Genomic DNA, 21,858 nt, shown 5'->3' with positions numbered 1-21,858 from the left:
CCGCTATCGAAGCCGCGGGCTCCGATACTGACGATAATCTAAGGGGGTGTAGCAGGCCTCATCTCTGGTCAGAGCGAGACCTGCAATAATTGACCGGTGCGCGGCCAGAAGAGTTTCAAGAATTCGACGGCTTGCGCGGCTTCTTGGGAGCAGGTTTGGCGGGCGCCTCTTTGGCAGGAGCGTCGGTTGCAGCGGCTGCAGCGGGCTTGGCCTTGGGAGCAGGTTTGGCAGCCGCCTTGGGTGCAGGCTTGGGCTTGGCTTCACCAGCAGGCTTTGGCGCAGGCGCCGATTTTGCAGCGGGCTTGGCTGCGCCCTTGGCAGGCGCCTTGGCGCTGTCTACCTCAGGCAGCTTGGGCTTGGTCGATTTGCGCACACCGGACTTGTTCGGTGCCAGCGCTTCGGCCTCGGCCAGCTTGCGCGCCATTTCCCAGTGACGCTCGTCGTGACCGGAAGGTTTACCCTCCGATTCCCAGATTTGGTAAGCAAATTCGCGAATTCTTTTTTCGTCGGCACTCATCTTGAGACTCCCAGCTATTACATAGTTTGAATAAGCAAATTGACGGAAAATCTTTCAAGCGCTGCACTGAGCGGTACTTCCCGATCACTCGTCACGACAACGTCAGAAAAGAGTCCCTTCCAGTCAGAACCGGAGTCGGCAAACGGCAGAATGATCCGCGTGTCGCCCCAATTGGCAGCATTAATCAATGGAGTTTGCGCAGTACCCAATAGTTCACTGCATGTGCGTGGTACTACGATGATAGCGCGCACTCCGTGTGTCTCCCGGGCAAAGGCCATCACCTGTTCGGCGTGGCTGCCCTTTATTTCCAGAGGTTGATAACTGCCCTCGCTGAACAGTCCCGGATGTTCGGCACGCAGGTTCAAGACCTTCGCGATCAGTGCCTGCTTGATGCGCCCGTCTTTCCAGTCGGTCAGCAGGTCGGTAACGCTTGCGTCTTCCGCCAGGGCCTGTTTCCGGGCAGCGTAGTCAACCGGGCGGCGGTTGTCCGGATCCACGAGGCTGAAGTCCCAGAACTCGGTGCCCTGATACAAGTCGGGAACACCGGGTACGCTCAAGCGTAGCAAGGTTTGCGCCAGACTGTTGAGCGCGCCGGCGGTGCCAATACGGTTGGCTGTCGCACTAAGGGATTGGCGCAACGCCAGGGCTTCCGGTGCCAGCAGCAAACGCTCCAGAAATTCGCGGCAAGCGGTTTCGTAGGGCTGATTCGGTGCACTCCAGCTACTTTGCAGCTTGGCTTCGCGCAGGGCCTTCTCTTGCCACTGCACCATGCGCTTGGCGTATTCCTGGTGAGCTTGTTCGCCTTCCAGGCTCAGCGGCCAGCTGCCCAGCAGGGCCTGATAAAGCATCAGTTCGTCGCCCGCGCTGATCGTCGGCTCGTCACCCTTGAGTGGCATTGCCAACTGTCTCCAGCGCTCTACCTGTTCGGCGTACCACGGGGCGCACTCGCTCAGGACTGCAAGGCGCGTACGCGTATCTTCGCCACGCTTGTGATCGTGTGTTGCGGTGGTCAGCAGGTTGTATGGAAACTTCTCCAGACGCTCCAGGCAGACCTGATGGAAGTCCTCCACCGGCGCACTGAAGTGCTGAGGATGGAAACCCACATCATTGCGCGACAGTAGCACGGCAGAGCGGTAGAACGAGGTGTCCTCGACGGACTTGGCGGCAACCGGGGAGGTCAGTTGCTGGAAGCGTACGCAGGCATTCTTGTAGAGCTTGCGCAGCGGGCCGCGTGGCAGTTTTCGCCACGGTTCGCCACCCAGCCAGCGTGCCAGATAATCCAGCACCGGCCAGTCGCCTTCGTTCAGCGTCGCGCGCGCGCCTTCCATTGCCTGCTGGAAATATTTGTCGTCCTGCGCCGAGCGGCCGCACACCGAGATATAGGTGCGATAAATCGGGAAGTTGACGATCAAGGCGAGCAGGGCACGGCGAATCGCACCCAGGGTGAGGTCGCGGCTCATCAAATCACTGCGAGCAACCTGCAGCAACGATTGGGCAACGTTCTCGAAATCGCCCGCCAGCGTGCCGTGCAAGACCAGATCACGGGCCACCAGCACTTCCTGATCGAAGTCAGCGGTACGTTCTGTCAGGCGGCTCCACAGCTCACCCAGAGGCTCTTCGCCCTTGGGGTCATGCTGCAGCAATGACACCTGGTTCATGAACTCGTAACCTGTCGTGCCGTCAACGCTCCAGTCTTCACGCAGCGGCTCGTCGGGGCCGAGGATTTTCTCGACGAAGATCGGCAGATGATCGATCTGCGCATGCTCGGGGCGCAGCTTGAGCAGGCCTTTGACCCGACGATGCAGCTTGCGACCGTAGCCGCGCGGGTCGGCCAGTCCATCGATGTGATCGATACGCAGCCCGTCGACCAGGCCGTCGGCAATCAGCTGAAATATTTTCCCGTGAGTGGCCTCGAATACCTGTGGCCGCTCGACACGCAGGCCGCCCAGCTCGTTAATGTCGAAGAAACGCCGCCAGTTGATGTCATCCCCGGCGGTGCGCCAGCTGGCCAGACGATAGTGCTGGCGCTCCAGCAACTGGTGCAGGCGCTGGAAGCCTTCCGGCTTGCTGGAATCGAAATGCGTTAGGATCTGCTCGATACCCTTGAGCACCTGCGGGTCCTTGGCCAGCCCGGCCAACTCGGCCTTGGCCTGGCGTGCGCGCTCATAAGCTTGCGGGAACTGCGCCAGTGCGTTGAAACGCTGGGCCATGTCCTTCAGTTGTGGCTGATCCACGGCCTGCAACAGCGAGTCGTAGGTCAGTGGGCAGATCGGAAAATGATGCTGGTAGTGTTCGATGTAGAACGAACCGCGCTCGGCATCGAAACGCAGCGGGATTTCGCCAGCCTGCAATACCGTGCCGTAGTCGCTGCTCAGGAATGGCAACAACAATTGGCCTTCTAGCAGCGGGTCGGGCGAATTCCACTGAATGTCGAAGAACTCTGCATACGGACTGCGACGGCCCCATTCCAGCAGGTCCAGCCACCATGGGTTGTCGGCACCGCCGACCGCCATGTGGTTGGACACGATATCGAGAATCAGGCCCATGCCGTGCTCGCGCAAGGTCTCGACCAGGCGCAGCAGGGCAGGTTCGCCGCCCAGTTCCGGGTTGATGACCGTCGGGTCGACCACGTCATAGCCGTGCATCGAACCGGCACGCGCTTTGAGCAGTGGCGACGCGTAGAGGTGGCTGATACCCAGACTGGCGAAGTAGGGCACCAGCGGTACGGCGTCGTCGAGGGTGAAATCCTTGTGGAATTGCAGGCGCTGGGTGGCGCGCAACGGTTGTAATGGACGGGTCATTGATCACGCTCCGTAGCCTGCAGCCGGGATCGGGAGAGTAATTCCAGTCGTCGAGCAGCATTCGGGTTATCAAGCAGAGAGGCCGCATCGCCGGGAAGACGTCTGCGCCAGTTGGGGTGACTGTCAATGGTGCCGGGCAGGTTGGCCTGCTCCTCGACACCCAGCGCGTCTTCTATCGGCAGCAGTACCAGTGGCGCACGTGTATGACCCAGGTAGCTGATGCTCGCGTCGATGATCTGGGCCGGGTCTTCAGTCTCGGAGGGCAGACTGTCGATATTCTGGCTCAAGGCACGTCGCAGGCTTTCATATTCCCGGGTGCGCTCTTCGCGCCACTGCGATTCATGCTGTTCGTCAATGTGGCCGAGGCGCGCATTCCATTCGATATCCAGTTCGCTGAGCCAGCCTGCGAGGGTAGGCAGGTCGTGGGTACTGGTGGTCGCCAGCGCTTGATCCGACCAGTCGAGAATCGGCTTGAACTGACCATTGTTCTGTTCGAACAGCAGTACGCGCATCCCGAGAATCGCTCTGGCGCTGAGTTTTTCGCTCAAGCCTTCTGGCACCGTACCGAGGTCTTCACCCAGCACGATCGCCTTGTGTCGCCAGGATTCCAGACTCAGCAGGCGAAGCATGTCATCCAGCGGGAAATTCAAGTAAGCGCCTTCGCTCGGAGGTGCCCCTTGCGGGATGACCCAGAGGCGCTGCAAGCCCATGACATGGTCGATACGCAACCCGCCGGCATGGGCAAAGTTGGCCCGCAGCATCTCGATGAACGCACGAAAACCATTACGCTTGAGGCCGTCCGGCGAAAACGCGGAAATCCCCCAGCTCTGGCCGGCACGGTTGAGAATGTCAGGGGGGGCGCCGACGGTCAGGGCCGACAGCAACTCGTCCTGGCGGCTCCAGGCCTGGCTTCCGGCACCGTCGGCACCCACTGCCAGATCGGCAATCAGGCCGACGCGCATGCCGCTGCTGCGTGCTGCAACCTGTGCGCGTTCGAGACCACGGGCTATGAGCCATTGGGCGAAGGCGTGAAAGCTGATTTGCTCGCGATGGCTTTTGGCAAATGCTGCGACTGCGTCACTGCGAGGGTCTTTGAACTGCTCCGGCCATTCATGCCAGTTGTTGCCGATGTTCAGCGTTTCGGACTCGGCACACAGCGCCTCGAAGCGGCAGTGATTTTCCAGCGCTTCGCCACCGCTGTGGCGGAAGCTGTTGAAGTCTTCGTGCAGCGGGTGATCACCCGCACTGAAGCCTTCGTAAAGCGCGTGAAGCGCTTTCCATTTGGCGTTGGCCGCAGCTGGCCAGTCGATCAGCGTCTGTGTTTCAAGGCGCTTCATCTCGTCGCCGACACGCGCGTCTTCGATTGCCTGACGCCACGCACTTTCACCGAGAATCGCACCCGGCGACGCATACAGACTGTTGAGGAACAGCCTGCTGGAAGGGGAATAAGGACTGTAACGGTGAGGGTCGTTGGCGAACATGGCGTGGATCGGGCTGATGCCCAACGCGTCGGCACCTCGCTCGCCAGCAGAGCGCAAGACCTTCTCCAGTGCTTCTGTGTCACCAAAGCCGCCATCACCTTCGCGGCGCAAGCTGTAAAGCTGAGCGGTCAACCCCCAGCCGTGCGGCTTCGAGGTATCGGTAGCCATTGCCATGCTGAAGCAGGTTTTCGGCGCGACCGCGATGGTCAGGTGCTGGCCGGCAATTTCCAGCTGTTGATAGCCGGGCGGGGCCAGTGCCGGGAGCTCTGCATTCGAGGTGAGTCTGGCATCCAGCGAAGAACCGTCTTCGAGGTGTAGCGTGAATGGCGTCTGTGGAGCAAACCACTGAGACAGGTCCAGGTTGCTTTCCACATCAACCGTCAGCAGTGGCGGGGCACTGGCACCGTGACTGGCTTTTTGCAGGCGCAGCAAGCTGGCATCGATAGCCTCGCCGTTTTCAGCAGGATAGCCCAGCGCCTCCAGTACCTTGCGCAGCACATCAGGGCTGACGGTCTGCGGCCGAGCGTTGGCATCGACCCAGTGCACCGACAATCCTGCCTCGGTCGCAAGCCTCTCCAGTTGCTCATTGTTCATCCTGTTCCTCCAGAACATCACTCGCTTTCAGGCTGACAATGGCCGTGTAAGCATTGAGGGTGCCGGGTGGGGAAAGTTCGGACGATTTTTCGGCGCTGGAGAATATCTCGCGGGCACCCGTTTGTGGCGGCGCATCGACCGCATGCTCGCTGAGATTGAGGTCGATACGCAGTTCGCTGCCATCGCCCAGCGTCCAGCGCGCGCTGACCGCCTTGTCGCCGAGAGTATCGGTACTCAGGAAGCGTGCGCCCTGCAGGCGTGGCATGATTTCCTGGTGCCGTAAAGCCAGCAACTGCGTGTAGAACTCCAGCCAGCTGCGATGATCCTGACCTATGTCGGTGTCGAGATCGACTGCGGAAAATGCCGGGCGTGAGGCTTCGAACGTCTTGATGTCGTTCGGATCAGGAATGTGCTCGCGCTTTTCCGGGTCGGCGAACGCGGCGAAATCAGCGAACTCCTTGCGACGTCCCTCGCGTACCGCATCGGCCAGTTCGCCGTGGTGGCTGGTGAAGAACAGAAACGGCTCGCTGGCCGCCCATTCATCGCCCATGAACATCAGCGGAATCATCGGTGAAAGCAGCAGCAGGGCGGTGGCGGCTTTCAATGCCGCAGGCGCACAGAGTTGCGGCAAGCGTTCACCGAGTGCGCGGTTGCCGATCTGATCATGGTTCTGCAGAAACAACACAAAAGCCGACGGCGGCAGGTGCGCACTTGGCTCGCCTCGCGTATGCCCGTGGCGCGTCGGTTCGCCTTGATAGACAAACCCCTCGCTGAGCAGGCGCGCAAGTTTTTGCGTCGGCTCTTTGGCGAAGTCGGAATAGTAGGCGTCGGTTTCACCGGTCAGCAGCACGTGGAGGGTGTTGTGCCCGTCGTCGTCCCACTGTGCATCGAAACCTTTTTCCAGAAGGCTGGCCTGGTTGAACTCGTTCTCCAGGTTCAGCCACACGTGTCTGCCGGGTTCAATGCGGCTACGAACCCGCTCCGCGAACTCCGGCAGGAAGGTCTTGTCGCGAATGGCGTGAACAGCGTCCATGCGCAGGCCGTCGAAGCGGTACTCAAGGAGCCACATCAGGGCATTGTCGACAAAAAAGTCGCGCACCTGCGGACGTCTGAAGTCGATCGCATCGCCCCACGGGGTGTGCAGGTCGCTGCGGAAAAACTCCTTGGCATAACTGCCCAGATAGTTGCCGTCCGGGCCGAAGTGGTTGTACACCACGTCCAGGATAACCATCAGGCCAAGACCGTGAGCGGTGTCGATCAGGTGCTTGAGCTGTTCAGGCGTGCCGTAGGACGATTGCGGAGCATAATGCAGAACGCCATCGTAGCCCCAGTTGCGATCACCGGGGAACTGCGCAAGCGGCATCAGCTCGATCGCGGTAACGCCCAGTCGGGCAAGTCGCGGCAGGTGCTTTTCCACCCCGGCGTAGCCACCCATGGCGCCCACGTGCAGCTCATAGATCACTGCTTCATGCCATGGACGACCGTTCCATGCAGTGTTCTGCCATGAATAAGCGTGAGGGTCGACTACGAGGCTTTCAGAGTGAACATCATCAACCTGTGCCCGGGAGGCGGGATCAGGAACGTCCAGCTCGTGGTCGATCCTGAAGCGGTAGCGGGTACCCGCCTTGCAGCGGGCCTCAAGTACGAACCAGCCGTCGGACTGCGGCAGCATGGCCAGTGACTGGCCATCCTGCAGTTCGACATTCACGAATGAGGCATCCGGTGCCCAGAGGGCAAACCGGGTGTGTTCAGGGTCCAACAAAACGGCGCCGTGGCGCCAGTTATCGTCTGTACGCAGTGGCATCCATTAAATCCTTAACCTAGTAGTTGCTGGAAACGCTCACGTTTTTCTTCAACAGGTCGCGATAGAGATCTGCGTAGGGCTCTACTGCCTGATGCCAGTTGAAGGGAGCCGCCATGGCACGGCAGCGCATGGCGTTGAGCAGCTCCGGATGGGCGAAGACCTGGAAGGCGCGATCCAGTGCCTGGGTGTAGCTTTCGACTGTCGATTCATTGAACAGGAAGCCAGTGACACCGTCTTCGATCGTATCGGCCAGGCCGCCGGTATTGCGTGCGACAGGCAACGAGCCGAAGCGTTGCGCGTACATCTGGCTAAGCCCGCACGGCTCATAGCGGGACGGCATCAGCAGGAAATCGCTGCCGGCGAACATGCGTCGTGCGTCGGTTTCGTTGAAGCCGATGCGCACGCCGACACGTCCGGGGAAGCGGGCAGCCAACTCGCGCATGGCCTCTTCTTCCTCCGGTTCACCGCGGCCGATGATTGCGATCTGCCCGCCATTGTTGACGATGTGCTCGGCGACGCCGATCGTCAGGTCAAGACCTTTCTGATACACAAGGCGCGATACCACCGCGAATAGCGGCCCGGTCGAGGCGTCCAGTTCGAACAGCTCACGCACATAGTCAGCGTTGATTTCCTTGCGCGTCCATTCGTTGGGCGCAAAGTGGCAGATCAGGTGTTCGTCGGTGGCCGCATCCCAGCTTTCGTCAATGCCGTTGGGGATGCCGCTGAGCTGGCCCTTGTTGGCCTTGCTTTGCAGGAAGCCTTCCAGGCCGCAGCCGAACTCCGGGGTGGTGATTTCCCGAGCGTAGGTGGCGCTGACGGTGGTGATGTGGCTGGCGAACGCCATACCCGCCTTGATGAACGACAGCTGGCCGTAGAACTCCATGCCCTCAGGGGTAATGGCGGAGTCCGGGATACCCAGCTCACGGCTCGAGGCTGTGCTTACCGTGCCTTGATAGGCTAGGTTGTGAACAGTGAAGATGCTGGGCGTGGACTGCCCGCGCCAGCGCATGTACGCAGGCGCCAGGCCGGCTGGCCAGTCATGGGCGTGAACCAGCTCGGGGCACCACTGGCTCTTTACTTCGCCGGCGGCGAACTCGGCGGCTGCCAGGCCCAGGCGGGCAAAACGAATATGGTTATCAGACCAGTCGCGACCGTTGCTGTCGGCGTAAGGGGTGCCTTCGCGCTCGTAAAGCTCCGGGCAGATCAGCACGTAGATCACCAAGCCATCTTTCATGTCCATGCGACCGACCTTGCAAGGTGGCAGTGCTGCATGCCCGCCCAGCTGGCTGATGATATGGATCGGATTACCGCTGTTAATGACCTGCGGATAACCTGGAATCAGTACTCGAACGTCGTGCAGGTGACGCATGGCTCGCGGCAGTGCGGCAGACACATCGCCCAGCCCACCGGTTTTCACCAGATCGGCCAGTTCGGAGGTCACGAACAACACTTTGCGTCTGTTGACCTGGGACATGGTCGGCTGAGGCTGGACAGTCGACGTTGGCATTTGCAACACAGGAACGCTCTTGGTAGAGAACACAGGCAGATGAGTCAGCTCGCCGACAGGCTGGTTAAAACTCTCTCCCTTCTGGGTTTTCACAGCGGCGCTAATCATCAATTTTTCCCCTTAAAACAGTCTTGGTGCATCACTTGATTTTTATTGGCCATTTCCTATGGCCGGGTACACATACGTGCACTACGCAAGATCGATACCCGTTTGGACCATGCATAGTGACAAAGCGGTGTGATGTCGCCATTACCGGATGTCAGCCAATAGCATAGATGCTCTAATCAGCTGACCCGGCGGTTTTGGAGAAGTTTCGACTTTTTTATTTGCGAATGTCTGGCACAGGCTTCGACGCCCTGTGTGGTGGCAGGCTGCAGGTGGCAGCCCGGCTGTCGCTGCGCTTTTTTACCGCTTTTTTCTACGTCCCGAGGGGGCGTTACCGGCCGTCGGATCGTTGGACAATCGCGCCCAGGCGCTTGGTTTTCATCACTAAATAGCGCTGGTGTCGGGCTGTGATGGGCAGCAACGGTGCAGAACGCCTTTTCCCGGGGCGTGTAGCGGTCAATCTTCGGGCGCGACGAGAAAATCCCTACATCTTCGCTGGAACATTTTGGCGCAGGGCAGGATAGAATCAGGCCACAAGTCCCGGCCTTGACGCTGGCCTGAGGCATTACCCTTTGACTGATTTCACTGAATCACTCTGATCGAATTGACGAGGATGGAAATGGAAGCCCCCGAGGTACTGGTACTGCAAGCGAGTTACACCAATCCTGTGCACGCGGATGCGATCGGGTTCGTTTTGAACGAGTATTCGATGGATGCCATGGGTGCAGGACGGCCTCTGTCGAACGACACCCGTCAGCAGTTGGCAATCGAACTCGCGAAGCGTCCGTATGCGTTCAGCGTTCTGGCATTCATTTCGGGAGAGCCGGTGGGGCTGGTCAACTGCTTCGAGGGGTTTTCAACCTTTGCGTGTCGTCCACTGGTCAACATTCATGACGTCGCGGTGCTCTCGCAATACCGTGGCCTCGGTATCAGCCAGAAAATGTTGCTCAAGGTCGAGGAGATTGCACGCCAGCGTGGCTGCTGCAAGCTGACGCTTGAGGTTCTGGAAGGCAATGAGGTCGCACAGGGTGCGTACAGAAAGCTCGGTTTCGACAACTATCAGTTGAGCCCTGAAACGGGGCGTGCCATGTTCTGGCAGAAGGCACTGTAGAGAGCCGAGTCGCCAGGGTGGCTTTTTTGATCGTTCAGGTGCAGGCCGAACGGGTCGGAAGACGGAACAGATGGCGGGGACCAACAGAAGGGCAGGTCAGGTGGGCAAGCCGGATTATCGGACTTGCCCTGAGGCGTTTTGAAGAATGATACAGTTGCGGTCAGGCTTGAAGCATCTTGCCGGGGGCGGATAACTGCGATTGCTGCAGCATCGAGCTCAAATGAGCCACTTTTTTCTGCAACTGCTCGCGCTCTTCTTTTAATGTGCGCAGTTCATCACGACGGATAGTGACGTACAGGGTTTGTGGTGCAAGTGCTGGTAGTACAGTGCCCATTGCTCACCTCGCAAATGGCGGATTCAACCTCAGAGAGGTCCGTGGCAATGACTTTCAATCCCTGACCGCCGCTGCTTACCCTCTCTATCGGCATCGATTTTGATTTCTTTTGCGTGATTTTGGAACTTTTTTATTTTTAATTGTCGCGAATGTTTATTAATCGCGACAAAATGCACCACAGGGGGGCGCTCGCGTCTTCATCTTCTCCAAGGGAACCGACGTTCCGCCTCGCTTGACTAATCAGCATGCTCGCAACCGTCGATGCGCTGGACGGCAAACGAGGCACCTTTTTACGATTTAAGGAGCACCTTCATGCAACTTGGGATTATTGGACTGGGCCGTATGGGCGGCAACATCGCACGCCGTCTGATGCTGAATGGTCATACGACTGTGGTGTACGACCGTGATGAAGCATCGCGCAACGCCCTGGCCAATGACGGTTCGACTGCGGTCGCAGATCTGAAGGAACTGGTCGGTGCGCTCGCCAGGCCCCGTGCTGTCTGGGTAATGCTCCCGGCCGGTGCGCCGACCGAAGACACCATTCAGACCCTCAGCCAGTTGCTCGACGCCGATGACGTGATCATCGATGGCGGGAATACCTTCTACAAGGACGACATCCGGCGCGCTCAGGAATTGACTGAAAAGGGCCTGCATTACGTCGATGTCGGCACATCAGGCGGCGTCTGGGGTCTCGAACGTGGCTACTGCATGATGATCGGAGGCGAGGCCGCCGTTGTCGAGCGCCTCGATCCGCTGTTCGCGACATTGGCTCCGGGTCTTGGCTCGATCGAGCGCACCCGTGACCGCACCTCGACCGATGATCGCGCCGAACGTGGCTATATCCACTCCGGCCCTGCGGGTTCCGGGCATTTCGTGAAGATGATCCACAACGGCATCGAATACGGAATGATGCAGGCGTTCGCCGAAGGCTTCGATCTTCTCAAGCAGAAAAACTCCGAACTCCTGCCGCCTGAGCAGCGTTTCGACCTGAACACGGCGGATATTGCCGAAGTCTGGCGTCGTGGCAGTGTGGTGTCGTCCTGGCTGCTGGACCTGACCGCCGACGCCCTGGCCACCGACCCTCACCTGGATGCATTCTCCGGTTCGGTTGCCGACAGCGGTGAGGGTCGCTGGACCATCGAAGCGGCCATCGAGCAGGCGGTTCCGGTTCCTGTGCTGTCCAGCGCCCTGTTTGCGCGTTTCCGTTCCCGCCAGACAAGCTCGTACGCAGACAAGATGCTGTCCGCCATGCGCTTTGGATTTGGTGGCCACAAGGAACCCAAGTAATGGGCCTGTCGCGTGGCAGTGCCGAGCAAAAAACCGAGGTAGCCCCACCCACGACGCTGTTTCTGTTCGGTGCCCATGGCGACCTGGTCAAGCGCCTGTTGATGCCGGCGCTTTACAACCTGTCACGCGACGGTCTGGTGGATGAAGGGCTGCATATTGTCGGCGTCGATCACAATGCGATCAGCGATGCCGATTTTGCGAAAAAGCTCGAGAACTTCATTCGTGATGAAGCCGCCGGCAAGGTTGCCGGCGGCGGCAAGGATCCGCTCGATCCTGCGTTGTGGAGCAAGCTGGCCGAGCGCATCAGTTACGTGCAGGGCGACTTCCTCGACGATTCCACCTATCAGGACATCGCCAGCAAGATCGAGAGCACCGGCACCGCGAACGCGGTGTTCTATCTGGCCACCGCGCCGCGGTTTTTCAGTGAGGTCGCCCAGCGCCTGGGCTCGTCAGGTTTGTTGCAGGAAACCGAAGACGCGTTTCGTCGTGTCGTGATCGAAAAGCCGTTCGGCTCCGATCTGGCCAGTGCGGTCGAGCTCAATGGCTGCCTGCTCAAGGTCATGAGCGAGAAGCAGATTTACCGGATCGACCATTACCTGGGCAAGGAGACGGTGCAGAACATTCTGGTCAGCCGTTTCTCCAATGGCCTGTTCGAGTCGTTCTGGAACAATCACTACATCGATCACGTACAGATCACGGCGGCGGAAACCGTAGGCGTTGAAACCCGTGGCAGCTTTTACGAGCACACCGGTGCCTTGCGTGACATGGTGCCCAATCACCTGTTCCAGCTGCTGGCGATGGTGGCGATGGAGCCGCCTGCCGCTTTCGGTGCCGATGCCGTTCGCGGTGAGAAAGCCAAGGTGGTCGGCGCGATCCGGCCCTGGAGCCAGGAGGAAGCCCTGGCCAATTCGGTGCGTGGCCAGTACGCGAAGGGCGTGATGGGCGACAGGCAGGTCGTCGGTTATCGTCAGGAAGATCGCGTGGAGCCGGACAGCAGCACCGAGACCTACGTTGCACTGAAGGTCATGGTCGACAACTGGCGCTGGGTGGGTGTGCCGTTCTACCTGCGCACCGGCAAGCGTATGAGCGCACGCAGCACCGAAATCGCCATTTGCTTCAAGCCTGCTCCGTACGCGCAGTTCCGCGATACCGAGGTCGACCGGCTCAAGCCCAACTACCTGCGGATCCAGATCCAGCCTAACGAAGGCATGTGGTTCGACCTGTTTGCCAAGCGTCCAGGCCCGAAACTGGAGATGGAAGATATCGCGTTGGGCTTCGCCTACAAGGATTTCTTCGAGATGCAGCCCTCTACCGGGTACGAAACCCTCATTTATGACTGCCTGACCGGTGATCAGACGCTCTTCCAGCGTGCCGACAACATCGAGAACGGCTGGCGTGCCGTGCAGCCGTTCCTCGATGCCTGGGCCGCGCAGCCGCAAGTGCAGCTTTACGAGGCTGGCAAGGATGGCCCGCAAGCGGGTGAAGAGCTGCTGAGTCGTGACGGTCGGGAATGGAGAGAATTGAATGTCTGAACTGCCTGTACAGTTCCTGTTGTCCGACATCGACGGCACGTTACTGCGCCGTGATCACAGCCTTAGCCAAGCCAATATCGACGCCGTCAAGCGCCTGCGTAATGCCGGCGTTCACTTCACGCTGGCCAGCAGTCGCCCGCCCAGGGCCATGCGCCAGGTAATCGAAGCGTTGAGTGTGGATCTGCCCACCGTGGCGTTCAATGGCGGCACCATCACCCATCCTGATGGCAGCCTGCTGGTTGCTCATCGCATTGACCCGCGCGCCGTTCGCATTTGTCTGGAGTTGTTTGCCGGGCAGAACGTTGCCATCTGGGTGTTTGCCGATGATCAGTGGCTGCTGCTCGATCCTCACGCCGATTACGTCGATCATGAGCTCCGTGCACTGGGCTATGGCTATGTTCAGGTCGAGAGTTTCGAGCCGTATCTGGATCGCGTCGACAAGATCGTCGCGGCCAGCGCCGATTTCGAGTTGCTCAAGACCCTTGAGGCGCAGCTCAATCCGCAGATCGAAGGGCTCGCGCTGGCGGCCCGTTCGCAAAAATACTACCTGGATGTGACTGCGCTGGAGGCCAACAAGGGTTCCGCTCTGGTCGCGCTGGCGGACTATCTGGGCGTCGACCTGTCGCGTACGGCGGCCATAGGCGACGGCGGTAACGACGTGGCGATGTTCCACAAGGCAGGCTTGTCGATTGCCATGGGGCAGGGCGAGCAGACAGTCAAGGGACAGGCTGATCATGTTACTGATAGCAATGAGCAGGACGGAGTGGCCAACGCCATCGAGCGTTACATTCTGAGCGCCTGACCGAACGGTGTTCCCACGTTAACGAATCATCATCACGACGGGCATTTCTGAATGGCTGCACTGATCGAAGACTACGCATTGCTGGGCAACTGCGAGACGGCGGCGCTGGTCGCCCGTGATGGTTCGCTGGACTGGTTGTGTTTCCCCCGCTTCGACTCGACGGCCTGTTTCGCCGCGCTGCTGGGCGGTGATGAGCACGGCCGCTGGAAGATCGCGCCAACCGCCGAGGTTATCGCTGTCGAGCGTCGTTATCGCGACGGCACGCTGATTCTCGAAACGGTTTTCGAAACCCGTGACGGTCGCGCCATGCTGATCGATTTCATGCCCATGAAGACCTCCGGCCACGTGGTGCGCATGGTGGTCGGGCTGTCCGGTCGGGTCGAATTCGCTGTGGATCTTGCCATCCGTTTCGATTACGGCAGCAGTGTGCCCTGGGTCGAGCGCAAGGATGCTCATACGCTGACGGCAGTCGCCGGGCCGGAAATGCTGGTTTTGCGCAGCCCCGTGGCCCTGCATCCACAGGATCATCACACGGCCAGCCGTTTTCACGTCGATGAAGGCGAGCGCAAGGTCTTCACGCTGGCCTATCAGGCATCCTTTGCGCCCTTGCTCGATCAGATCGATGCCGACCAGGCCTTGGACACCACCGCAGCCTATTGGCGCGAGTTTTCTGATCGCTGCCCTGACGTCGGGCCGTGGACGGCGCAGGTAAAGCGCTCGCTGATTACGCTCAAAGCCATGACCTATGCGCCTACTGGCGGCATCGTTGCGGCCGTGACCACCTCATTGCCCGAACAGTTGGGTGGCGAGCGCAATTGGGATTACCGCTATTGCTGGTTGCGCGACGCCACCATGACCCTTCTGGCGTTCATGAATCTGGGCTATTTCGAGGAAGCTCAGGCCTGGCGGGACTGGTTGCTGCGCTCGGTTGCCGGTAACCCGGAACAGATCCAGATCATGTACGGCGTAGGCGGCGAGCGGCGTCTGCAGGAATACGAGTTGCCCTGGCTGAGTGGCTACGAACACTCGCTGCCGGTGCGTGTCGGCAATGGTGCGGCGACGCAGGTTCAACTGGATGTCTATGGCGAAGTGGCCGATGCGATGATCCAGGCGCTGCGCGGCGGTATGGCGCAGCATCCGCGCAGCGTGGCGATTTCAAAGGTGGTCATGCCTTATCTGGAGAAGATCTGGCACCTGCCGGATGCGGGCATCTGGGAGATACGCTCCGAGCCGCGCCACTTTACCCATTCGAAAGTCATGGCCTGGGTGGCCTTTGACCGTAACGCTACGCAGATCGCCCAGGCTGCCGAGAGCGATGAGGATCGTGCGCTGGCGACGCATTACCGGAAGGTGGCGGACGAAATTCATGCCGATGTCTGTCGCCACGGTTTCGATGCCGAGCTTGGCAGTTTCGTGCAGACCTATGGCTCGACAGAGGTGGACGCGAGCCTGCTGCAGATTGTGCTGACCGGTTTTCTCGCGCCGGAAGACCCACGCGTTATCGGCACCGTCGCACAGATCGAGCGCACGCTGATGCAGGATGGTCTGCTGTTGCGTTACGACAACGAGCGCAGTGTCGATGGTGTTGCCGGTCGTGAAGGGACGTTTCTGGTCTGTTCGTTCTGGCTGGCCGATGCCTATGTCTTGCTCGGCCGGGCTGATGATGCCGCGCAGCTGTTCGAACGGTTGTGCGGTTTGTGCAATGACGTTGGCCTGCTGGCCGAGCAGTACGATCCGAAGGGTGGGCGCATGCTGGGCAATTTCCCTCAGGCGTTCAGCCACATCGGCATCATCAATACTGCACTGAACCTGCACCGGGCAGTATGCCCGGCGCTGGCCCGTACTTCCGGTGTGCTTGAAGAGGCCTGATCAGCTGTCGCGGCCAGCCTTGCGGAAGGTCAGGTTGATCCGTTGCTCACCCAGCTGCGGATGCTCGGCCTGCTTGATGGGCAAAATGCCGTGGAAACGCAATCTGTCCTCGCCACCCCAGACCACCACGTCGCCATGAAACAGGGAGATGCGTTGAGTCTTGTCGCCGCGCAGCAGGCCGCCGAACTGAAAGATGGCCGGTATGCCCAGTGATACGGAGACCACTGGCCAGCGATGGTCGTATTCGTCTCGGTCCTGATGCAGGGACATCTTGGCGCCCGGAATATAGCGATTGATCAGGCAGGCATCAGGCACGAACCCGGCATAGCCGGCTGCCAGTGCGGCATCCTGCGCCAGCTGCATGAATACGTCCGGCATCGTCGGCCAGGCCTGTCCTGTTTGTGGGTCGGTCGCGCTGTACCGGTAACCGTGGCGGTCGGTTATCCAGCCCAGTTGTCCGCAACTGCTCAGTGCTGCAGACATGCTCAGACCGCTGGGGGTCTGCATGTGCCGGAACGGGGAGAGGCCCAGTGTCTCTTCAAGGGCAGGCAGCAGCTGCGGCATGGCCGGCAGTGCAAAGCCTCTGAACAGCCATGACCCGGGCCCGATCCGCTCATCGCTGCGAGGCTGGGCCGTCTGGTCCGCGAACAGGTCCAGAGTGGCGGGAGTGTCACCTTTGCGTTGCATGATCGGATCGAGCTCCGGTAAGTATCAGAGAGCCTTGCTGACCTTGACCTCGGTAATAAGGTCGTTGCTCTCGCCGTGCATCTTCTTCAAGGCGGCCTCGGCTTCTTCGGTGGATGCCGATTGCAGCTGGGCGAATTCGAAGCGGCGTTCGCCATTGAGCTTGTAGCTGACAGCAAATTTGGTCGTGCGCGGGGCTGGATTGTTCACGGTGACTCCTTGCATCATCCCAGGCGAGAGGTCGAGCGCCGGACGATCTTGATCTTGTGAGTAAAGGGCAGTTTGCGTCCGGCATTGGTATCTGCCTTGCGCCCTGCGGTATCGATGGTGATGTTCCAGAAACCGGTGCTTGGCGCGGCGATCTTGGCCGGAAATCTGTCAAACGCACCGCCATGATAGGTGTGCCGACCACCATTTTTGAAACTGCGAAAATTCGCATCGTTCATCAGGCGAATATTGCAGGTCTGAGAGCACTCGATGACGACAAGATCGTCCTCGTTGAGATGCTCACGCTGGTGTACGAATTTCATGACGGGCTCCGAAATGGGGGTTTTTCTGAAAAATCAAAACGATAGCATGCGACGCCCGCAATTTGACGTCGGTGAGTATTAATTTGCCGTGTTTCCGGGAAAAAATGCCTCAGTCGGGATTTAATTGCGTTGAGGCTTGTCGTAGGACCTTTATTTGGAGGCTTTGTATGAAACTGGCTGCTGTAGTAGTCCTGGCTCTGGCAATCACTGGCTGTGCCACAGTGAACGACATTGAGCATACACCCCCCACCATGAACGTGATGTCGGGCAAGAATCCTCAGGAATACGCCGATTGCTTCGCTGGCAAGATCAGCAGCAGTCGCAAGCCGCCTCTGATCGAGCCTCGCCATGACGGCCTGCGGGTCATCGTCGCGCAGAAACTCAGCAAGTCACCCGCAGCAGTAGTGGATATCGAGAGCCGCTCGGGCGGAAGTACGATCAAGGTCTACGAACGACTTGCCAATGTGCCCATCCGTTTCAGGGATGTGCAGAACGCTGCCGAAGCGTGCATTTCAGGCTGATCGGTCAGGCTCGGCCAGCTGGCCCTGCCCGCGGTGGGCAGGGCGGCAGACCTGATTATTTGCAGACCACCAGCACGCTGCGGCTTTTGTAGTTGCCAACGTCCACGCCCAGCGTCTTGTCGCTTTCGGCAGGCTGTGGGGTGCCATCTGTGCCAACAATTTCATAGCCTGTGCCTGCGCAGGACGCATCCGCTTTTTCGTAGCAGCTTGCCCAGGACATCGCCTCGCCGGAGCAGTCGATGCTCAAGCCCTGTTTGCCGTTTTTCAGGTAGGTGTTGGAGGCGGTTGCGCAGCCGGTAAGGCCCAGCACAGCAATAATGGACAAAATTCTGATCATGTTTTTCGCTTCGAGATAAGGCCAGGGAATTAACAAATGCGAGCGTTGGACTGGTAATAGGTGCCATCGTTCCGCCATGTTTTGCATCATAAACTGCCTGCTTCCCGCTTGTCGCCGCCTTGCCATTCACGAAGCCTGATGTAAATGCTGCAGCCGTCCGGAAAGGCATTCCGAGCCTGCTGTGCTGGCCCTGAGGGTCGTTTAATGGTGTTCTGCGCTGCATTTATGTACAGGCAATATCCAGAAAGTGCGGAACTATCTGTACGAGTATTCCTCTATCATGGCATCGGACGGCCAAAGGCAGCATTGTAAGGTGACTGCCTCATCATTAGACTGCGCCGTTAACACCAACAGCCCTTACCAAGGACTTTTATGATCAAGAAATGCTTGTTCCCAGCAGCCGGTTACGGCACTCGCTTCCTGCCAGCGACCAAGGCCATGCCCAAGGAAATGCTGCCGGTGGTCAACAAGCCACTGATCCAATACGGTGTTGAGGAAGCCCTCGCTGCAGGCCTGACCGAAATTTCCATCGTGACCGGTCGTGGCAAGCGCGCTCTTGAAGACCACTTCGACATCAGCTACGAGCTCGAGCACCAGATCAAGGGTACTGACAAGGAAAAGTACCTGGTCGGTATTCGAAAGCTGATCGACGAATGCAGCTTCTCGTACACCCGTCAGACCGAAATGAAGGGCCTGGGCCATGCGATTCTCAGCGGTCGCCCGCTGATCGGCAACGAAGCGTTCGCCGTGGTTCTGGCGGATGACCTGTGCGTCAACCCTGAGGGTGATGGCGTGCTGGCGCAGATGGTCAAGCTGCACAAGCATTATGGCTGCTCGATCATCGCCATCCAGGAAGTCGATCCGCAGGAAACCAACAAGTATGGCGTGATCGCTGGCGAAGAGATCAAGCCAGGCCTGTTCCGCGTGACCAACATGGTTGAAAAGCCGAAGCCTGAAGATGCGCCGTCCAATCTGGCGATCATCGGCCGCTACATCCTGACTCCGGACATCTTCGAGAAAATCGAGCAGACCGAGCCGGGCAAGGGCGGTGAAATTCAGATCACCGACGCCTTGATGAAGCAGGCTGCCGAAGGCAACGTACTCGCCTATAAGTTCAAGGGCGAGCGTTTTGACTGCGGTGGTGCGGAAGGTTACATCCAGGCTACCAACTTCTGCTTCGAGCACTTCTACAAGACCGGCAAAGCTCATTGATACCTGAATGACGATGCTGTGAAAACGCCACCTCCGGGTGGCTTTTTCATTTCTGAATAGCCGCCGTGCGGTTATGCTGTAACTCTGCCCAGGAGATAGCAATGGCCTTCGATTTTGATCTGTTTGTAATTGGCGCCGGTTCGGGCGGTGTCAGGGCAGCACGTTTTGCTGCCGGTTTTGGTGCGCGGGTAGCCGTGGCCGAAAGCCGTTATTTAGGTGGAACCTGCGTCAACGTCGGGTGCGTTCCCAAGAAGTTGCTGGTGTACGGAGCGCATTTTTCCGAGGATTTTGATCATGCCAAGGGCTTTGGCTGGTCATTGGGCGAGGCCAGTTTTGACTGGTCCACGCTGATTGCCAACAAGGACAGTGAGATCACCCGCCTCAACGGCATCTATCGTAAATTGCTGGTCGACAGCGGCGTTACTCTGCTTGAAGGCCACGCAAAGATCGTCGGGCCGCAGCAGGTCGAAATCAACGGTCAGACCTACAGCGTCGAGCGCATTCTGATCGCCACCGGTGGCTGGCCGCAGGTGCCTGATGTGCCGGGACGCGAGCATGCCATTACGTCCAACGAGGCGTTTTACCTCAAGACGCTGCCAAAGCGCGTGGTGGTCGTGGGTGGTGGCTACATTGCCGTGGAGTTCGCTTCGATCTTCAATGGCCTGGGCGCCGATACCACGCTGGTCTACCGCCGCGAACTGTTTCTGCGTGGTTTTGATGGCGGTGTTCGTACCCATCTCCACGAAGAGCTGCTCAAGCGTGACATGACGATTCGCTTCAACAGCGATATCGAGCGCATCGACAAGCAGGCCGACGGCAGTCTGCTGTTGTCCATGAAAGGCGGCGGCACTCTCGAAACTGATTACGTGTTCTACGCAACAGGGCGTCGGCCGATGCTCGACAACCTCGGTCTGGACAGTGTCGACGTCAAGCTGGACGAGCACGGTTACATCAAGGTCGATGAGCATTACCAGAGCAGCGAGCCTTCCATTCTGGCCATCGGCGACGTCATCGGAGGTGTGCAGCTGACCCCGGTCGCGCTGGCTGAAGGCATGGCGGTCGCGCGTCGACTGTTCAAGCCCGAGCAGTATCGCCCGGTAGACTACAATCACATCCCGACGGCGGTTTTCAGTCTGCCGAACATTGGTACGGTCGGTCTGACCGAAGAAGATGCAATCAAGGCCGGTCACGATGTGCAGATTTTCGAGAGCCGTTTCAGGCCAATGAAGCTGACCCTGACCGATGATCAGGAGCGCACATTGATGAAGCTGGTCGTCGATGCGAAAACCGACCGCGTGCTGGGCTGCCATATGGTGGGGCCGGATGCTGGCGAAATCGTCCAGAGCCTGGCCATTGCCATCAAGGCTGGCGCGACCAAGCAGGTATTCGACGATACTATCGGGGTGCACCCGACCGCAGCAGAAGAGTTCGTCACCATGCGCACGCCTGTCAAACGTTAAGTCACGCAGCGCCCGGAGTTCAGGAAGAGCTCCGGGGTAAAGGCTTGAAGAGGATGGATCCCGACGTGAATAGAGAACAACCACCGGCCAGAATGCCATTGCATTCGGCTGAGCAGGATCGCGAAGTCGCGCAGTACATCGACGCCTTGCGTGAAAGCGAGCGTCAGTTCAGGACCTTGGCTGACAACATGAGCCAATTGGCCTGGACTGCCAGCCCCCGAGGGCAGGTCCACTGGTACAACGAGCGTTGGTATGCCTACACCGGTGCCTCGCTTGAGGCCATGACGGCCTTGGGCTGGCGCTCGGTTCTGCATCCTGAGCATCGCGAGCGGGTGATGGCGCGTTTGCAATACTGCTTTTCCACCGGTTCGATCTGGGAAGATACCTTCCCGATCCGTGGCAAGGACGGTGCGTTCAACTGGTTCCTGTCGCGCGCGTTACCCCTGCGCGATGCGCGGGGCCACATCACCCACTGGCTGGGTACTCACACCGATATCACCGCTCAGGTCAATGCAGAAGAGGCGTTGCGCGAACTCAACGAGAGTCTTGAGTTACGCGTCGCCGAGCGTACGCGTGAGCTGGAAACCGCCAATAAGTTGCTGCAGGCCGAAATTGCCGAGCGGGCGATGGCTGAGGAGGCCTTGCGTCATGCGCAGAAGATGGATGCGATCGGTCAGTTGACCGGGGGCATCGCCCATGACTTCAACAATGTACTTTCCGGCGTGATTGGCGCACTGGACATGATCAGGCTGCGTGTAGCGGCCGGGCGGATCGGTGAGGTCGCGCGCTACCTGGATGCGGCAGCGAGCTCGGCGAACCGTGCTGCCGCGCTGACCCGCAGGCTGCTGACATTTGCCCGCCGGCAGTCGCTCAACGTCACTGTAGTGGACGTCAATTGCATGGTCCGCTCCATGGAGGAGCTGTTGCGAGGCACGGTCGGCGCTCATGCGCATCTGGAGATCGAGCTGGAGGAGGGGTTGAGCGCGGTGCGCACTGATGAGCACCAGCTGGAAAATGCCTTGTTGAATCTGGTCATCAATGCTCGCGACGCTGTGCCTGTCGGAGGGAGGCTGTGCGTGCGCAGTCGCTCGTTAACACTGGCGGCGCAAAAAGAGGGTTTGCTGCCTGGCGACTACATACAGCTCAGTGTCGAAGATAACGGCTGCGGCATTGCTCGGGATGTTATCGACCAGGTGTTCGATCCGTTTTTCACCACCAAACCGGTAGGTCAGGGCACCGGGCTGGGTTTGTCGATGGTCTACGGCTTTACCCGGCAGAGTGGCGGGCACGTGCATATAGAAAGCACTGAAGGTCAGGGCACCCGGGTTCATTTGCAGCTGCCATGCGGCAAGGCTGCGGTTGCCTGAAGC

Annotated in this window: 19 protein-coding genes; 9 read left to right on the top strand and 10 right to left on the bottom strand. The window is 59.2% G+C overall.

Going from position 1 to position 21,858, the window contains the following annotated elements:
- Positions 1-115: 115 nt before the first annotated feature.
- From AC54XV_RS15385 to glgA, 5 genes are read right to left on the bottom strand one after another with little or no spacing between them, the layout of a single operon-like run.
- On the bottom strand, positions 116-517 hold the full coding sequence (locus AC54XV_RS15385) for a DUF2934 domain-containing protein (RefSeq protein ID WP_011268141.1): 402 nt from the start codon (positions 515-517) through the stop codon (positions 116-118).
- 17 nt (positions 518-534) lie between these two features.
- Positions 535-3,318 (bottom strand): malto-oligosyltrehalose synthase, encoded by a 2,784-nt coding sequence (locus AC54XV_RS15380; protein WP_496717026.1) that lies wholly within the window; start codon positions 3,316-3,318, stop codon positions 535-537.
- On the bottom strand, positions 3,315-5,393 hold the full coding sequence (gene malQ, locus AC54XV_RS15375; protein ID WP_024641515.1) for a 4-alpha-glucanotransferase: 2,079 nt from the start codon (positions 5,391-5,393) through the stop codon (positions 3,315-3,317). Before malQ ends, AC54XV_RS15380 begins: the two co-directional genes overlap by 4 nt.
- Complete coding sequence (gene treZ, locus AC54XV_RS15370) at positions 5,383-7,197, bottom strand: malto-oligosyltrehalose trehalohydrolase (RefSeq protein WP_024641514.1); 1,815 nt, start codon at positions 7,195-7,197, stop codon at positions 5,383-5,385. Before treZ ends, malQ begins: the two co-directional genes overlap by 11 nt.
- 16 nt (positions 7,198-7,213) lie before the next feature.
- Complete coding sequence (gene glgA / locus AC54XV_RS15365; RefSeq protein ID WP_011268137.1) at positions 7,214-8,812, bottom strand: glycogen synthase GlgA; 1,599 nt, start codon at positions 8,810-8,812, stop codon at positions 7,214-7,216.
- A 616-nt stretch (positions 8,813-9,428) separates the two neighbouring features.
- Between glgA and AC54XV_RS15360 the strand changes: the two genes are divergently transcribed.
- Positions 9,429-9,920 (top strand): GNAT family N-acetyltransferase, encoded by a 492-nt coding sequence (locus AC54XV_RS15360; RefSeq protein WP_003400653.1) that lies wholly within the window; start codon positions 9,429-9,431, stop codon positions 9,918-9,920.
- 160 nt (positions 9,921-10,080) lie between these two features.
- On the opposite strand, the gene AC54XV_RS15355 is transcribed toward AC54XV_RS15360, so the two are convergent.
- A complete protein-coding gene (locus AC54XV_RS15355; RefSeq protein ID WP_003400675.1) occupies positions 10,081-10,254 on the bottom strand; it encodes a DUF6026 family protein in 174 nt (57 codons plus the stop codon).
- A 312-nt stretch (positions 10,255-10,566) separates the two neighbouring features.
- Between AC54XV_RS15355 and gnd the strand changes: the two genes are divergently transcribed.
- Genes gnd through AC54XV_RS15335 form a run of 4 tightly spaced genes read left to right on the top strand, consistent with a single transcriptional unit; the run spans position 10,567 to position 15,744 of the window.
- On the top strand, positions 10,567-11,541 hold the full coding sequence (gene gnd / locus AC54XV_RS15350) for a phosphogluconate dehydrogenase (NAD(+)-dependent, decarboxylating) (protein ID WP_096126521.1): 975 nt from the start codon (positions 10,567-10,569) through the stop codon (positions 11,539-11,541).
- On the top strand, positions 11,541-13,073 hold the full coding sequence (zwf, locus tag AC54XV_RS15345; RefSeq protein ID WP_024641511.1) for a glucose-6-phosphate dehydrogenase: 1,533 nt from the start codon (positions 11,541-11,543) through the stop codon (positions 13,071-13,073). The genes gnd and zwf overlap by 1 nt, the downstream gene beginning before the upstream one ends.
- Positions 13,066-13,875 carry a Cof-type HAD-IIB family hydrolase gene (locus AC54XV_RS15340; protein ID WP_011268135.1) on the top strand — a complete coding sequence of 270 codons (810 nt, stop codon included), beginning with the start codon at positions 13,066-13,068 and terminating at the stop codon, positions 13,873-13,875. The genes zwf and AC54XV_RS15340 overlap by 8 nt, the downstream gene beginning before the upstream one ends.
- A 51-nt stretch (positions 13,876-13,926) precedes the next feature.
- Positions 13,927-15,744, top strand: coding sequence for a glycoside hydrolase family 15 protein (locus AC54XV_RS15335; RefSeq protein WP_116799689.1), 1,818 nt, complete (start codon positions 13,927-13,929; stop codon positions 15,742-15,744).
- On the opposite strand, the gene alkB is transcribed toward AC54XV_RS15335, so the two are convergent.
- Genes alkB through AC54XV_RS15320 form a run of 3 tightly spaced genes read right to left on the bottom strand, consistent with a single transcriptional unit; the run spans position 15,745 to position 16,958 of the window.
- Positions 15,745-16,431, bottom strand: a complete 687-nt coding sequence (gene alkB, locus AC54XV_RS15330) for a DNA oxidative demethylase AlkB (RefSeq protein ID WP_011268133.1) — start codon at positions 16,429-16,431, stop codon at positions 15,745-15,747.
- 24 nt (positions 16,432-16,455) lie between these two features.
- A complete protein-coding gene (locus AC54XV_RS15325; RefSeq protein ID WP_003400691.1) occupies positions 16,456-16,638 on the bottom strand; it encodes a hypothetical protein in 183 nt (60 codons plus the stop codon).
- A 14-nt stretch (positions 16,639-16,652) separates the two neighbouring features.
- Entirely contained in the window at positions 16,653-16,958 is a 306-nt protein-coding gene (locus AC54XV_RS15320) for a DUF1883 domain-containing protein (protein ID WP_003364463.1), read from the bottom strand.
- Between the two features lie 167 nt (positions 16,959-17,125).
- Here AC54XV_RS15320 and AC54XV_RS15315 point away from each other — a divergent pair, with 167 nt between their 5' ends.
- Positions 17,126-17,479, top strand: coding sequence for a hypothetical protein (locus AC54XV_RS15315; RefSeq protein ID WP_003400692.1), 354 nt, complete (start codon positions 17,126-17,128; stop codon positions 17,477-17,479).
- A 55-nt stretch (positions 17,480-17,534) separates the two neighbouring features.
- Here the strand turns inward: AC54XV_RS15315 and AC54XV_RS15310 are convergent, their stop codons facing one another.
- Positions 17,535-17,816: a hypothetical protein gene (locus AC54XV_RS15310; protein ID WP_003400694.1), complete on the bottom strand. Its 282-nt coding sequence runs from the start codon at positions 17,814-17,816 to the stop codon at positions 17,535-17,537.
- Between the two features lie 372 nt (positions 17,817-18,188).
- Between AC54XV_RS15310 and galU the strand changes: the two genes are divergently transcribed.
- The 3 genes from galU to AC54XV_RS15295 all read left to right on the top strand — a co-directional run bounded on the left by galU (position 18,189) and on the right by AC54XV_RS15295 (position 21,855).
- Positions 18,189-19,028 carry a UTP--glucose-1-phosphate uridylyltransferase GalU gene (galU, locus tag AC54XV_RS15305; RefSeq protein WP_003364457.1) on the top strand — a complete coding sequence of 280 codons (840 nt, stop codon included), beginning with the start codon at positions 18,189-18,191 and terminating at the stop codon, positions 19,026-19,028.
- Between the two features lie 101 nt (positions 19,029-19,129).
- A complete protein-coding gene (gene gorA / locus AC54XV_RS15300) occupies positions 19,130-20,488 on the top strand; it encodes a glutathione-disulfide reductase (protein ID WP_496717019.1) in 1,359 nt (452 codons plus the stop codon).
- 92 nt (positions 20,489-20,580) lie between these two features.
- The gene (locus AC54XV_RS15295) at positions 20,581-21,855 is read left to right on the top strand and encodes a hybrid sensor histidine kinase/response regulator (protein WP_050594015.1); all 1,275 of its coding nucleotides are present in this window, start codon (positions 20,581-20,583) and stop codon (positions 21,853-21,855) included.
- Positions 21,856-21,858: the final 3 nt, after the last annotated feature.

It is taken from the genome of Pseudomonas fragariae (ex Marin et al. 2024) (genome assembly GCF_059621105.1).
This window is presented reverse-complemented; position numbering and strand designations above follow the sequence as displayed.